This window comes from Paenibacillus sp. ov031 (assembly GCF_900143165.1).
GTDB lineage: Bacteria > Bacillota > Bacilli > Paenibacillales > Paenibacillaceae > Paenibacillus > Paenibacillus marchantiae.
The window spans coordinates 370,862-385,182 of record NZ_FRDO01000005.1; the positions used below are offsets into that span (position 1 = coordinate 370,862).

The window sequence follows — 14,321 nt, forward strand, 5'->3', positions numbered from 1 at the left end:
GAAACGATTGGAAGGAGAGGATTCGAATCTTACGCAAGTCACATGTGCAACAACCTGTTACCAGATTATATTCATCCATGTTACGTATTCTGTTAGCCCTCATCCTTTGTGCAGGCCCTATTATGGGACAAGCCAGTTTCACGGCATCCGCGGCACAAGAGACGCAAACAGTTCACATTGAAGTGAATGGTCAAGAGCAATCGTGGAAAAATGCACCCCTTGTATACAAAGGTACAACGTATGTTCCATTGCGAGATGTGGTTACCTCTGTAAATGGCACCTTGAAGTGGGAAGCTCGTACCAAAACGGCTACGATTACCGTTGGTCGAGACAAGCTCGTTCACCAAGCTGGCAGTGACTTCATTCAAGTTAATCACGTTCGCCTGTCCTCCGGTGTGCAATCCCGCACCATTAACGGCACCCTGATGTTACCTGTCCGCGCGCTTGCCAATGCTCTCAAGGCAGATATTAAAGTTCAACGTACAGCCTCAGGGCAGATGAGTGTTAATATCCAGACGGACAAAGTGAGCCTATTAAATAGTCAAGTCGCTAGTGTAGACAGCTATTTGCGCGAAATTGATTTTCCAGGCATGGCTCTGATTGCCCGCAATGGCGAAGTGCTGCTTCGCCAAGGCTACGGACTAGCGGATGAACAGACGCTGAATCGTCCAGATCAGAAGACCAGAATTGCCTCTCTGAGCAAATCCTTCACCGCAGCCTCCATTCTCAGCTTGGTGGAAAAAGGGAAGCTCGATGTGCAAGATCCAATATCCAAGTACATCTCCGGTATACCAAAGGGAGATCAGATCACGCTCCATATGCTGTTATCCCAAACTTCAGGTATTCCATCCGCCTTTGGCCGGGGTGAAGGCACTTCATTGGAAGAAACGGTAGAGGAAATCCGGCACAAAACATTAAAATTCGAACCGGGTAGTGCCTATTTATACAGTAACAGTGGTTATGTTCTGCTGGCCTATGTTATTGAACAGGTATCTGGCATGAGTTATGCCGATTATGTAGAACAGACCATTCTGAAGCCACTCGGCATGAAGAACTCCGGAGAAGCTTCACGCAAGGTCCATACGACCAGCGGGTTTGTTTCGGAGAATAAGCAGTGGGTACCTGCCCCTTATTATGTTTCACAATCAGGTTCAGGGACGATCTACTCCACGGTGGATGATTTGCTGAAGTGGGATCGGGCACTGTACACGGACAAAATTCTAAGCCAGGATACGATTGAACAGATGTATGAGCCGTATTCGGATAAAAATTATGGCTACGCCTGGATTCTTAAGGAAAGCGATCAGAATCGTACCGTGTTCCATAACGGTAGCGGCGGTGGTTTTGCCACAGCGTTCTCACGCAATTTAACAGATGATGTTACCATTATTCTGCTCGGCAATCATGCGGGCATGGATATGACTTCGCTTATGGATAAAGTCGAGGCTAAGACAGCTCAGGCACTGAATCTGCAATAATTTTGCAATTATCCATTAGATATAGCAGAAGGGACGGTCCATTATAGGATCGTCCCTTCTGCTATATTGGTCTTCATATTCCGAATCAAACTTTCGCTTCGTTCGTCATTTAACGCCTGTCTACTTAATGGATACAGGAAGTTTCCCGGCAAAAGGAATATGCCCCATCAGCGCCCGAGCGGCGCTATCCATGGCAAGCGGCCTACTCTCGTAAGCTGCCACATACACCTGAACCTCCGGGATTGCAAGCAGATCATAGGGACTGCGGAGCGCCACAACAGCGAGCGGTTTGCCCAATTGCTGCAGCCAGCCGATCAACCTGAACTGCGGATCACCAGAGGCACTGCCTGCATTATACGTCCCCACCACAATCTGGCGAACGTCATCCTCTTCGGCAGCTTGAAGCAGACGGGCAGAACGAATGGCAACCTCCTCTGGCGTGACTGTTACTTCGAACACATCCAGACCGCAGTGCGACAAAGCCGAACCTAGAGTAACCGCCTGAGTCAGCTGTTCGTCGGCAATCGTTGTCACAGATGTAGCAACCGTTATGACCAGTGTACGTTCCGGCTTCAAAGGCAGCATGTTCAGTTGGTCACGCACCAGCGTGATGCTGTTCTCACTGATTCGTCGAGCCACCTCTTGGTGTAACGGTTGGTTGCGCTCTTGGAGCTTCGATGAAGCTGAATCGGTTAATACCTCAGCGGAGAGTGAAGTCGACACAGAATCGTGTACTTCATCATTACCTGTGCCTGTGCCCGTTCCCTTCTCCATCAGGCCTCGTTTGGCCTTGTACTTCAGCAACCGGGTTACAGATTCGTCTATGCGGGCCTCGCTGATTCGCCCGCTCTGCACGGCTGCCAGCAGCGCTTCAAACGCCCCTGCCTGAAGATGAGCTGTGTGGCTGATCAACACCAGATCTGCGCCGGCCTCTACCGCCATCACAGCTGCATCGACAGTGCCATAGTTGGCGGCAATCGCGTCCATCTCCATACAATCCGTTACAATCATGCCGTCATATCCCAGTTCCTGACGAAGCAATCCACTTAACACGGCTCGCGATAGTGTCACAGGTAGACGCTCCGGTTCCAGAGCCGGAAAATAAATATGTGCCGACATCATCGCATCAACACCTGCCGCTATGGCAGCCCGGAACGGAATCAGCTCCACACGGTCTACCCGTTCCCGATCATGGGTGATGACCGGGAGATCCAGGTGCGAATCGGTATCCGTATCCCCGTGTCCCGGGAAATGTTTAGCTGTCGCTGAAATGCCAGCATCTTGGACTCCCGCAATGCTCCTGGCCCCATACGCTGCCACGGACTGCGGTGATTCCCCAAATGAACGCACACCAATTACCGGATTGGCGGCGTTATTATTTACATCAAGAACCGGAGCAAAGTTCATGTTAATTCCCATCGATCTAAGCTCCACCCCACTGATATAGGCTGCCTGGTATGCATCCTCGATGGAACCTGCTGCCGCAATCGCCATCTGTCCCGGCATCAGGGTGATCCCTTCGGTAATCCGGGCCACCATACCGCCCTCCTGATCAATGGATATCCAAAGCGGTACATTACCGCTATCGACAGCAATCCGTTGCAGCCCCGACGATAACCGCTCTACCTGCTCCGGCGACTCGACGTTGCGCGCAAAATAGATTACGCCGCCAATGGGATACTTTCGCAGAAAAGCATCCACATCACCGGTAGCCTCAGTGCCATGAAATCCACAAAGCAGCATTTGTCCAATTTTCTCACGCAGGGTCATCTGTTTCAGCTTCACCGGGTATATCTCTTTTGGCTCACTCATTCCATGCCTCCTCCCCATGACAAACATCATCCGTACATTACGTGACATTCTATTGATGAATTCCATACTTTATGGGTATAGCAAAAACGGCTTACGCCGTTCCTTCCATTCCTTTGCCTCTGCATTCCATGCTTCCATCAAGCGTACTAACTCTTCACGGTCATGAATGACATCCCTGACTTTCCTGCCTCCGGTCAACAGATCAATAAAATAACGGGAACCCGGCTGTGGCGGCTCCAACCAGCGAAATTGCTCCGGATAGAGCGATGCCAGTTCATGCAAAAGCACCAGACCTGTATCTACCGCCCGGAATGCCCTGCTATCTGTCACGAAAATCCTCACACCTCCGCACAGCTCACCTGCATGTTTGGAGAAGCTTGGCGACATGTACACCGGATGCACATGCACCCCCTCCATTTTATGTTCCCGAAAGCGTTCCGCCAGTCGTTCACCCTCAATCCAGGGGGCTCCAATCCACTCAAATGGGCGAGTCGTGCCCCTGCCCTCTGATACATTGGTGCCTTCGAACAGGCAAGTACCCGCATACACCCGCACACTGTCCAGCGTGGGCATATTGGGAGAGGGCAGCATCCAAGGAAGCTCACAATTCGTAAACTCCATGGAGCGCCGCCATCCTTCCATTGCTATCACATCCAGTTCGCAGGGCACCTCCATCTCACTGTTGACCAACAGAGCCAATTCACCGACCGTCAGTCCGGTGCGGACAGGAACACGCCAAGCGCCAACGAGTGATTCATACCCCGCGCTTAGCAGGCCGCCTTCCACACTATCCCCGCCCAGCGGATTGGGACGGTCCAGCACCAACAAGCGTTTGCCTGCTTCGGCACAGGCCTCCATCATGTGGAACAGAGTGGATGCATACGTGTAATAACGAACGCCCACATCCTGGATATCAAACAGCACCGTATCCACCTCAGCCAGCATCGCAGGCGTAGGCTTCTTGTGTTCCCCATAAAGGCTGAACACAGGGATGCCCAGACATGGGTGCACCGTATCCCCGAATCGAACACCAGCTTGAAGCTCACCATCCAGCCCGTGCTCACACGCATAAAGCGCTGTAAGCTTGGCATCTGCCAACCCGGCACAAACATCCACCGTAGAGACAAAGTCGGCCGTAATACCAGTGGAGTTCGTCATCAGGCCAATACGCGTATCCGTTAACCATGGGTGGGAGAATCCTCCCGACAGAAGATCAACTCCAGTTCTTACAACCATCACACATTCCCCTGGCTTATCCACCCCGTATGTTGGTGGTCATTGCCGCCAGATGTGACAGGTTCCTCTTCCGGTTCAAGCACATTAAGGGCGACCTTATGCTGATAGATGGCAAACATGCCCGCGAACAGCGCTCCGAAGCCAACAACCGTCAGCATTAGCAAAGCCGTCAGACACAGCGCCTGAAAACAGGCTCCCATCGTGTACCCCGGATGACGGAAGAATAGCTTCACACTTTCCCCCATCGCCTGAATGATGCCCATGTTTTTTTGCAAAACAAGCTGCCAGGTATAGAATTGCGACATCAGCGCCATGAGGACGAAGAACGTTTGGAACATGCTCACCGCTGTGCCTGTAATCCCGCCCTGTCCGCCGTAATACCACCAGGTTGACCAGAGAATGAAGCCAAGCACGGCGAAAAGCACACCTACTGCCCCTCCCGGGATGAATCCCTTCATCGTTCCGTTCCAGATATCCTTAAGACCATTGCGGCGTTCCTTGCGTTCCAGCCTGTGATGCACGGCATAACTGACACCGAACAGGATTGGCATATAAATCACGGCCAAAAGCAGCACCGCGATTGGCAGCGGAGCAAACATCAGAATGGGTACCAGCACGATGGAGCTGACAACACTGTACAGGGCCACCGGAATAATATCCCGATAGATTTCCGCCCCCGACTTGACCAACACTTCACTCAGCTTACGCATCCCCACACTCCCTTTCTTGCAGCTCGTTTCTTATTCCCGTCCAATCGCCAGTTCCGTCTCTGGGTCAAAAAAGTGCGCCTTACGCAGGTCCAGTACAAAATTCTTGTCCATTCCTACATAAGCATGTGTTTCCGGGTGAACCTTGGCCGTAACGGTACGGGCACCCGAATGGAAATACACTAGATTCTCGGAGCCCAGATGCTCTACAACCTGAACCCGCGCCTGCAGCATATGATCTGTCGGGATATTCGGAGCGACATCGTCACCAAAAATATGCTCTGGACGCAGACCCATAATCACCGGTTTGCCTTGATAGCTCTGAAGACGAGCGAGTACATCTTCTGGCAAGGTGAATGATGCTCCGTCCACAACAACCTGCGTGCCTTCAATCCGGGCATCAATGAAATTCATTGCCGGGGAACCGATAAATCCGGCAACAAACATATTACGCGGACTCGCATACAATTCTTTCGGTGAAGCCACCTGCTGGATATCTCCATGATTCATGACCACGATTCGCTCCCCAAGTGTCATGGCCTCCACCTGGTCATGCGTGACATATACAATTGTGGCACCGAGCCGCTTATGCAGTTCGCCCAATTCCACCCGCATCTGTACCCGCAGCTTCGCATCCAGATTGGATAGCGGCTCATCGAACAGAAACACCTGCGGATCACGGACGATCGCACGCCCTACCGCCACACGCTGGCGCTGACCACCGGACAGCTCGCGCGGTTTGCGCTCCAGCATCGCCTCCAGCCCCAGAATGGCGGCCGCATTCTGTACCTGTTCATCAATATAGGATTTTGGTTTCTTGAGATTTTTCAGACCAAAGGACAGATTTTCACGTATCGTCATATGCGGATAAAGTGCATAATCCTGAAATACCATCGCGATATCGCGATCCTTCGGATGCAGGTCGTTCACGACCCGTTCCCCGATGACAATATCGCCACTCGTCTGTTTTTCCAGTCCCGCAATCATCCGCAGTGATGTCGTCTTGCCACAGCCCGAAGGACCCACAAAAACCACGAATTCCTTATCCTCTATAACAAAGTCCGAGCCGGCCACAGCCGTGAACGTTCCTTTATGATCGTCTTTGAATTCTTTGCGCACTTGGCGAAACTCCACGCGTGCCATAGGTAGATCCCCCTTTACGTTGTCGCTTGTCCTGAACTAACAGTTCACCTTAACCTTTTACTGCACCGATCGTAATGCCCTGTAGGAAATAACGTTGCAGTGAGAAAAACAGAATGATCATCGGCAGCGCACCAATTGTTGCCCCTGCCATCATTGCGCCGAAATCCGTTGATTCGGCAAATACGAACGAAGCCAGCCCCACCTGAACGGTGCGCATCTCGTTGGAGTTAGTGATCAGGAATGGCCAGAAAAATTCATTCCACGAAGCTACAAACGTGAAAATCGCCAGCACCGCGATCCCTGGCTTCGCCATCGGCAGAATCACTTTCCAGAAGATGCCGAACTCACTGCATGCATCAATACGTGCCGCATGAATCAGCGATGTGGGCAGCGTTGACATGAACTGTTTCATCAAGAAAATGTTGCCCACACTGACCGCAGCAGGCAGAATAATGGCCGTATACGTATCCCCCAGGTCAAACACGTTGACCATCAGAATATACAAGGGAATCAGGGTCACCTGTGCCGGAATCATCATCGTCCCCAGCAAGGTCCAGAATACCGCCTGACTTCCCGGGAATTTCAGTTTGGCGAACGCATATCCCGCCAGGGAGGCGAAGAACACATTCGTCACGGTTAGAATGACCGAGATGAGCAGCGAGTTGTACAGCCAGCGCCAGGCATCAGTTTTGGCAAAAAAGCGCTCATATGGTGATAACGACAGCTGCTCCGGGATCATCTGCGGTTTGAAGGAAGCCGACATCGCACTATCCTGCACCGAACCGACTAGCATCCAGTACATCGGAATGACCGTCACCAGTGCCCAAACCACCAGCAGAATGGATGCAACGACAAGCAGTGTCTTTTTCTGTGTTGATTTCATGGATTTCATTCACCCCCGGATGCTTAATGCAACATGCTCTAATAGTCCGTGTTTTGAACTACCTCTAATACTCAATATCGCTGGAGAAATATTTGAACTGGATGACGGAGATAACAATGATGATAATCGCCAGTACGAACGACTGTGCAGAAGCCAATCCGAACTCATAGAACTTGAATGCCGTCTCATAGATCAGATAAGCGATCGTTGTTGTCGCAAAGTTCGGTCCACCCTGTGTCATCAGATATACCGATATGAACACCTGGAAAGACGTGATCACACCTGTCACGAGCAGATACAACGTCGTTGGTTTGAGGAGCGGCCATGTAATCTTGCTGAACTGGGTCCAGCCGCTGGCATGATCAATATCCGCCGCTTCGTACAGCGATTTCGGAATACCGCCCATGGCTGCCAGATACAGAATAATGCCCGCTCCGTGCGATCCGAGCCAGTTCATCAGAATGAGTGAAAAGAGTGCCGTTCCCGATTGGCCCAGCCAGATCACCGGATCAAGGCCTAACAGGCTGAGGAAGCGGTTCAGCAGTCCAGAATCTGTCGGGTCAAAGATCGCCAGCCATACGATGGAGATGGTTACTCCGGATGCTACCGCAGGCAGGTACAATGTTGCTTTGAAGAACGTCTGCCACTTGCTTTTCATCTGGTAGATGAAGTAGGACAGTACAAATGTAATGAGAATATTGACCGGTACCGTACCTACAGTAAAGATGAGTGTATTTTTAATCGACTTCCAGAACGTCTCATCTTTCACCAGTCGCTCGTAGTTATCCAATCCAACCCACGTCGAGTTCATAATGTTGTATTTCTGGAAGCTCATCACGAGAGCCGTCAGAACGGGATACAGTGTGAAAATGAGAAACAGCAGGACAGGCGCCAAAATAAACAAATACGCCCACCCGTAGTCTCGCCAAAACCGGGCAACCCGGGAAGTCCGGGGCACAGACGGTTTTGGCGCAAGGGCGGTCTGCATGGCGAATCCTCCTCTCCTAATCAGTGTAGTTTTGCGTTATGTTGTATGGTCCGAGTTATTGTCCAAACATCTGCTGGCCTTTGTTCTTGAAGTCTTCTGCGATCTGCTCCGGTGTCTTCTCACCCGAGAACAGCGCCTGAATGTTAGGCTTCACAACTTGTTCCTTGAATTGTTTTTGCTGTGATGCTTTGTCGATATCCAGTTCCAGTACAACCGGCATAGCGATATTCTCTGCCATGACTTTTGCAGCAGCCAGATTATCCGGTTGACCAAGTTCTTTTCCTTTAAACAGATCCACCTGGGATTGTCTTACGAATGGAAGCGCCAGTTCATTGGCCGAGTTCCCTGCTTTGGCACCACTGAGTGCCTCCATAACCAGGAACGTATTTTTAGCATGCTGTTCACCTTTGTCCTTCTTCTGTTTGAAGGCTACATACCCTTCGCCACCCATCGTTGTTGCCGCAGGTTGATCATCATTATGCGGTACAGGCAGCAGGACAAAATCAATTTTCTCCCCTTGTACCTTGCCGTCATCAATATCCTTGTTGCGGTTCTGAATCATCACATCATAATAAGGAATCGCTTTGGAGATGATCGCCGTTTCACCCGCGTAGAACATATCCGTCCGTTTTGCTGGAGCAAGAGCAGCCGTTTCCTTCGGCATATAACCTTGATCCATCAGATTTTTGATAAAAGAGAGAGTATCCAGAATGCGGCCATCATTCCATTGGAATGTGCCAGCTTTATCGAGAACGTCAATCATGCCGTTGTTTCGGGACAACATTTCAATGAAATCAAGCGAGGTTCCGTCGGTAACCAGTGCATATTGTTTAGCCCCACCATCCAGCGTTTTGGTCAGCTTGGCTGCGGCAGCGTTGAATTCGGACCAGGTCCAACCATTTTGCTGAATGGATTTCCAGTCAATACCCGCTTCCTCGAGAATGCGTTTGTTGCCACCCCATGCCCATTGGAATTGATACAACGGCATTCCGTACTGTTTCCCTTGGATCTGGCCTAATTCAAGCGTACCTGGCAGATAGTCATCCTTGATCTCAGGTGTCAGGTAGTTGTCCAGCTCAAGTGCCAATCCCGTATTCACATATGTGCCATCTACACTATGAAAGTAAAGATCCGGCGGGTTGCCCGCGTTCAGAGCGACATCGAATTTTTTGGGCCCTTCCGCCCAGGAGAGCATTTCCGTCTTCACGGTAATGTTCGGGTGTTCTTTATTGAAATCAACGATCAGATCCTTCAGTTCATCTTCATATGTCCCATGTACTGGATAAGTCCATACGGTCACCGTATCTTCTGCATTGGGATCATCTGAAGCAGCGCCCCCGCTATTCCCGCAGGCAGTAACCCAGACCATCATCAACAACATTGCCCATACCAGACCCTTCTTTTTCATCCCTTCATCTCCTTCGCGTGTCGTCTCCCGATAATTGCATTGCCTAACCATGCTACCCCTTTTGAAATCATCCATCCTTAAACGACTTAACAGATTATTGAGCGTGGCAGTAAGGAAAATGCACCTCCCTTATGGATTAGACCTGAACGTACGCAGGATTAATCTCTTAAATGCAATATTAACGTCAACTTAGTTAACATTAACAGTATTAATTCCTTCCAAAATTGTAGATTGAGTTCATTATATGAGCTATGAAATAAAAATTCAACATTATTTTTTATTATAAAATTTAATTTTACTTTTTCATTTTATGCCTCTATACTATGTAAAAAGAAAACTCAAGCAATCGAGGTGAGCCACTTTGCGAGTATATGTAGGCGTAGATGGAGGCGGTACCAATACTGATGCAGCAATCATTTCTGAGTTTGGCGAAATTCTCGCCCGGCTCAGCGGCGGTCCCACAAATCCTCACAGCGTACCACTGGAACAGGCCCTTTCCGAACTGCAACGAGTGCTGGAACAGCTATTTAATCTAAAAAGTGATTTATCGACAAATTGTGAAGGTATATGCCTCGGCATGTCAGGTGTAGATACGATCCAAGAACGGCAACTTATAGCCGACGCAGTTAATAACTATATGAAGAGTCGGAATCGACAGGGATCAGAAGGGTGTCCAGTCTGGGTTGTATCCGAAGGAGAGATTGCTCTGATGGCCTCTCTCGGACATACTCACGGTGTATTGTGCATCTCTGGAACAGGATCCATCGTGTACGGATTTACGCTGGAAGGAGAGCGATACCGTGCAGGAGGCTGGGGTCATCTGCTCGGAGATGAGGGGAGCGGCTATCGTATTGGGCAGCGTGCACTCCAAGTGGTAATGCAGAGCTATGACGGTGTTCTTCCTCCAACCCGTTTAACCCCGCTTCTTCTAAGGAAACTGAACCTTCGGGATATATCGGAGTTAAAGGCACGGGTGTACCAGACGGATTGGGGCAAAACCGAGACCGCATCCATCGCCCGTCTGGCTATAGAGGCTGCTGAATCCGGGGATGAGGCCGCCCGGGCACTGATCATCGATGAGGCCGCACAATTGGCGGATACCGCCAAGGCGCTGATTGCCCGTCATCCCGAATTTGCATCCACTCAGGTTGTCCTGTCTGGATCATTGTTTCGATACGCTGCACTTTTCCGAACTACATTTATCCAGAAGTTATCGGGATATTATGAAGAGTTGGACTTTGTATATCGTGAAGATGCCCCTGCTCCAGCGATTGGTGCAGCACAACTGGCAAGAAGACGCTGTTCCTTGAATGAATCATTTTAAAAGAGAGAAGGAGGCCATACGGATGAATCACATGCTGAACTCACTACTAACGGAACAACCCAATCCACTAACGGATCATATAGATGAATTGCCTTCGGCAGAAATTATGGAGCTAATTAATAAGGAAGATCAACGGATTGCGGAGCTCATTCAGCCCCTGATTCCGGTCATTGCTCAAGCGGCGGACCTGATTTTGAAGGCCTTTCAATCTGGCGGCAGGCTATTTTATGTAGGTGCAGGTACCAGTGGACGATTGGGAATACTTGACGCTTCGGAATGCCCTCCTACTTACGGAACCCCTCCCTCCATGGTGCAGGGTATTATTGCAGGAGGATTCAGGGCAGTGAAGGACCCGGTTGAAGGTGCTGAGGATAGCGAGGAATTGGGAGCCGCAGACCTTGATGAACATAGAATAGACGAAAACGATGTCGTGGTTGGCATTGCAGCCAGTGGCCGGACGCCGTATGTGCTGGGTGCGATGAGACACGCCAAAGAGATCGGAGCTACTGTGATCAGCCTGAGTAACAACGCAGGTACGCCGATGACCCTTTTGGCTGATGTGAGCATCGAGGCTGTTGTCGGCCCGGAGGTTGTCATGGGTTCAACACGTATGAAGGCAGGCAGCGCCCAGAAAATGATTCTGAACATGCTCACCACTACCGCCATGATTCGTCTGGGCAAGGTTTACCGTAATTTCATGGTCGATCTGAACCCTTCGAACGAAAAGCTTGTCCATCGGGCCAAACGCATGATTCATCTGGCAACCGGAGCGAACGAAGCGGACATTGAACAGGCTTTTGCCGGTGCAGACGGTCATGTAAAAACGGCAATCGTCATGCTGATGGCAGGGGTGGACGCCGTGGAAGCTCAGCGAAGACTGGATCTGGCTGACGGATTTGTCCGCGCCGCCATTGTGGGTCCTTCCTGAGCCGTACAGAAGTATTCCTAGAGGTTGAAAGAGAAGAGCCCGACATTAGTCTGGGCTCTTTTTTTAATTTTTTTATACTAATAGCGAATATAATCCGTCAAAAAAATCCCCTTCTGTATAAACAGAAAGGGATTCATATGCTTCTACTTCACTTATGCTCCAGAATAGCCTGCCGGCTCTTCTCCAAATATTCCACCGACTGGTTGTAGTCGCGGCTGGCAATCGCCAGATACAAAATGTCGATCACGTTCAGCTGTGCGATGCGTGACGAAGTTGCTCCGCTCCGGATATCGCTTTCGGTGGAAGTAATCATCAGGGGTACATCCGCCAAACTGCTGAGCGTATTGCTCCCCCACTTGGTAATGCTAATCGTTGCAGCGCCGCCTTCACGAGCATGCTTCAGACAGGAGATCACGTTCGAAGTCTCCCCTGAATACGAGATACATACCACCGCATCATCTTCGCGAAGCGTCGTTGCGGACGAAATCTGCATATGCGGATCGGCGAACGAAAAGCTTGTGCGATTGATTCGCATGAACTTGTAGTGTGCATCCAGCGCAATCAGGTTGGAGGCCCCCACCCCGTAGAAAAAGATCCGGTTCGCCCGATGAAGAACATCCACTGCCCGCTCCACCAGACGCGGGTCCAAAATATGAACGGTATCCTTCACCGACTGAATATTGTTTGCGGACACATGCTGAATAATGCTCTCCATGGAGTCCTGGGGACGAATCTCCGTATATTGGTATTGCTCACCTGTCTGCAAATCTCCGGCAATCTTCAGCTTCAGCTCCTGGAAACCCGTTACACCCAGTGATTTGCAGAGACGGATAATGGCAGCCGGGCTGCCACCGCTCCGTTCAGACAGCTGTGCCACCGAGGACTGAACCGTCTCTTGGGGATGATCGAGAATGTAAGCACCGATCTTCCGTTCCGACGGAGTCAAATCATCCATTAATGCGCGTAAACGTACAAGTCCACCTTTCATGCCTTCCATCCGCTCCTCCTTTCCGTACTGCCTTCATGTACAAGCATTTTATCCTATAATTCCAATAGAGTCTAATTGATTAAACGCCCTTGCTTATTCAACTCATTCAAAAGCCATGCTGCACTACAGTGTCAGGTTGCCCGATATTACGGCGTGTTTCGCGCCGGTTACTGCCGGGAGCGTGTTGGTTCTACCCATGAGTGCCTCATGGCCAAGGAGGGCAAATCCAATCGCTTCACGGGCATCATCTGGTATACCATAGTCCGCTGTTCGCTCCAAACGGATACCTTCCGGGAGTCTCTGACGGATCATCTCCATTAACGTGGCATTGGAAGTGCCACCACCGCAGGCGAGCATGGCCGATATGTGCACCTTGGGCAGGATAAAATCCTTCACTGCACGCACGATCGTCTCCGCGGTCAGACAAGTGGCGGTAGCCAGCGTATCCTCCAGGGATAAAGAACGCGCAGCAGCCATCTCCATCAAGCGTGCTGCATATGCTGCACCGTACACTTCACGTCCAGTACTCTTGGGAGGCAGCCTTTTGAAATAGGTATCGTCCAAACACAGATCCACCAGATCCTGATCAAACTTTCCCTGTGCGGCGATGCTTCCATTTGGATCATAGTGCTGCCGCCCACCAGTTGCCTGGCGTACGATCGCGTCCATCACCATATTGCCAGGTCCCGTATCAAAAGCCGAAATGCCTTCATTAGAAGACGCTGATGGAAGCACGGTAACGTTGCCAATACCGCCGATATTTTGCACCAGTCGTCCTTCCTCCGGGCTGCGGAACATCAACGCATCGGCGTAAGGGGTAAGGGGCGCCCCCTCCCCGCCAGCCGCCATATCCCGTGCCCGCAAATTGCCGATCACTGGCAGGCCCGTTCGTTCACGTACAACGGCGCTTTCGCCAATCTGCAACGTGGACACCACTGGAAGACTCTCGCCTGCTGGCCCTGGAAAAGCCGAAGCTACAGGTGCGTGCCATACGGTCTGTCCGTGCATGCTTATCGCATCCACCTGCCCGGATGAGATTCCTGAGGATCGAATAAGCTCTCTGACACTCTGAGCATACCACTCCGATACGCCAAAATGTGCAGCCGTCAGCTCATCCACACGTGCCGTCTCCGGTGAACATAGTCGAATCAGCACTTCTCTCAATTCATTGGAGTAAGGTACGCAGACGAAGTCAACCAGATCGATCTTTTGCAATGCCCCGCTGTCATCTGTCAGAATACGCACCAATGCCGCATCCGTCCCGTCGAGGGACGTGCCTGACATCAGTCCAATGATGTAATGCTCCCGTTTCAAGCGATATTGCTCCCACATCGGATAGCTGCCTGTATCCATCCATTCACAACCTCCCGCCAGACCCGATGAACACGTCATCCTGCCATAATTTCACCCAGTATATGATATAAAA

The 14,321-nt window shown here is 50.8% G+C and carries 12 protein-coding genes; 3 read left to right on the plus strand and 9 right to left on the minus strand.

Translation table 11 applies throughout. From position 1 onward, the window contains the following. The first annotated feature begins 122 nt into the window (after positions 1-122). A complete protein-coding gene (locus tag BUA17_RS22020) occupies positions 123-1,478 on the plus strand; it encodes a serine hydrolase domain-containing protein (protein ID WP_063568023.1) in 1,356 nt (451 codons plus the stop codon). Between the two features lie 120 nt (positions 1,479-1,598). Here BUA17_RS22020 and nagZ read toward each other — a convergent pair whose 3' ends face one another. From nagZ to BUA17_RS22055, 7 genes are all read right to left on the minus strand, one after another. Next, entirely contained in the window at positions 1,599-3,290 is a 1,692-nt protein-coding gene (nagZ, locus tag BUA17_RS22025; RefSeq protein WP_083584817.1) for a beta-N-acetylhexosaminidase, read from the minus strand. 69 nt (positions 3,291-3,359) lie between these two features. Further along, positions 3,360-4,526 carry an exo-beta-N-acetylmuramidase NamZ family protein gene (locus BUA17_RS22030; RefSeq protein WP_072734986.1) on the minus strand — a complete coding sequence of 389 codons (1,167 nt, stop codon included), beginning with the start codon at positions 4,524-4,526 and terminating at the stop codon, positions 3,360-3,362. Then, positions 4,526-5,236: a hypothetical protein gene (locus BUA17_RS22035; RefSeq protein ID WP_064642815.1), complete on the minus strand. Its 711-nt coding sequence runs from the start codon at positions 5,234-5,236 to the stop codon at positions 4,526-4,528. Before BUA17_RS22035 ends, BUA17_RS22030 begins: the two co-directional genes overlap by 1 nt. A 30-nt stretch (positions 5,237-5,266) precedes the next feature. Then, positions 5,267-6,376: an ABC transporter ATP-binding protein gene (gene ugpC / locus BUA17_RS22040; protein ID WP_072734987.1), complete on the minus strand. Its 1,110-nt coding sequence runs from the start codon at positions 6,374-6,376 to the stop codon at positions 5,267-5,269. Positions 6,377-6,425: 49 nt separating this feature from the next. Next, positions 6,426-7,259: a carbohydrate ABC transporter permease gene (locus tag BUA17_RS22045; protein ID WP_062322342.1), complete on the minus strand. Its 834-nt coding sequence runs from the start codon at positions 7,257-7,259 to the stop codon at positions 6,426-6,428. Positions 7,260-7,323: 64 nt separating this feature from the next. Beyond that, positions 7,324-8,247, minus strand: a complete 924-nt coding sequence (locus BUA17_RS22050) for a carbohydrate ABC transporter permease (RefSeq protein ID WP_072734988.1) — start codon at positions 8,245-8,247, stop codon at positions 7,324-7,326. Positions 8,248-8,302: 55 nt separating this feature from the next. After that, entirely contained in the window at positions 8,303-9,655 is a 1,353-nt protein-coding gene (locus BUA17_RS22055; RefSeq protein ID WP_072734989.1) for an ABC transporter substrate-binding protein, read from the minus strand. 361 nt (positions 9,656-10,016) lie between these two features. Here BUA17_RS22055 and BUA17_RS22060 point away from each other — a divergent pair, with 361 nt between their 5' ends. Then, complete coding sequence (locus tag BUA17_RS22060; RefSeq protein ID WP_072734990.1) at positions 10,017-10,979, plus strand: N-acetylglucosamine kinase; 963 nt, start codon at positions 10,017-10,019, stop codon at positions 10,977-10,979. A gap of 22 nt (positions 10,980-11,001) precedes the next feature. Next, positions 11,002-11,907 carry an N-acetylmuramic acid 6-phosphate etherase gene (murQ, locus tag BUA17_RS22065; protein ID WP_072734991.1) on the plus strand — a complete coding sequence of 302 codons (906 nt, stop codon included), beginning with the start codon at positions 11,002-11,004 and terminating at the stop codon, positions 11,905-11,907. A gap of 148 nt (positions 11,908-12,055) precedes the next feature. Here the strand turns inward: murQ and BUA17_RS22070 are convergent, their stop codons facing one another. Next, complete coding sequence (locus BUA17_RS22070) at positions 12,056-12,895, minus strand: MurR/RpiR family transcriptional regulator (protein WP_072735023.1); 840 nt, start codon at positions 12,893-12,895, stop codon at positions 12,056-12,058. 123 nt (positions 12,896-13,018) lie between these two features. Beyond that, a complete protein-coding gene (locus tag BUA17_RS22075) occupies positions 13,019-14,248 on the minus strand; it encodes an anhydro-N-acetylmuramic acid kinase (RefSeq protein WP_072734992.1) in 1,230 nt (409 codons plus the stop codon). Between the last annotated feature and the right edge of the window lie 73 nt (positions 14,249-14,321).

Bases quoted from the DNA above. Each gene is read 5' to 3' on its own strand.
- BUA17_RS22020 (WP_063568023.1), top strand. From the start codon at position 123: ATGGGACAAGCCAGTTTCACGGCATCCGCGGCACAAGAGACGCAAACA.
- nagZ (WP_083584817.1), bottom strand. From the start codon at position 3,290: ATGAGTGAGCCAAAAGAGATATACCCGGTGAAGCTGAAACAGATGACC.
- BUA17_RS22030 (WP_072734986.1), bottom strand. From the start codon at position 4,526: ATGGTTGTAAGAACTGGAGTTGATCTTCTGTCGGGAGGATTCTCCCAC.
- BUA17_RS22035 (WP_064642815.1), bottom strand. From the start codon at position 5,236: ATGCGTAAGCTGAGTGAAGTGTTGGTCAAGTCGGGGGCGGAAATCTAT.
- ugpC (WP_072734987.1), bottom strand. From the start codon at position 6,376: ATGGCACGCGTGGAGTTTCGCCAAGTGCGCAAAGAATTCAAAGACGAT.
- BUA17_RS22045 (WP_062322342.1), bottom strand. From the start codon at position 7,259: ATGAAATCAACACAGAAAAAGACACTGCTTGTCGTTGCATCCATTCTG.
- BUA17_RS22050 (WP_072734988.1), bottom strand. From the start codon at position 8,247: ATGCAGACCGCCCTTGCGCCAAAACCGTCTGTGCCCCGGACTTCCCGG.
- BUA17_RS22055 (WP_072734989.1), bottom strand. From the start codon at position 9,655: ATGAAAAAGAAGGGTCTGGTATGGGCAATGTTGTTGATGATGGTCTGG.
- murQ (WP_072734991.1), top strand. From the start codon at position 11,002: ATGAATCACATGCTGAACTCACTACTAACGGAACAACCCAATCCACTA.
- BUA17_RS22070 (WP_072735023.1), bottom strand. From the start codon at position 12,895: ATGAAAGGTGGACTTGTACGTTTACGCGCATTAATGGATGATTTGACT.
- BUA17_RS22075 (WP_072734992.1), bottom strand. From the start codon at position 14,248: ATGGATACAGGCAGCTATCCGATGTGGGAGCAATATCGCTTGAAACGG.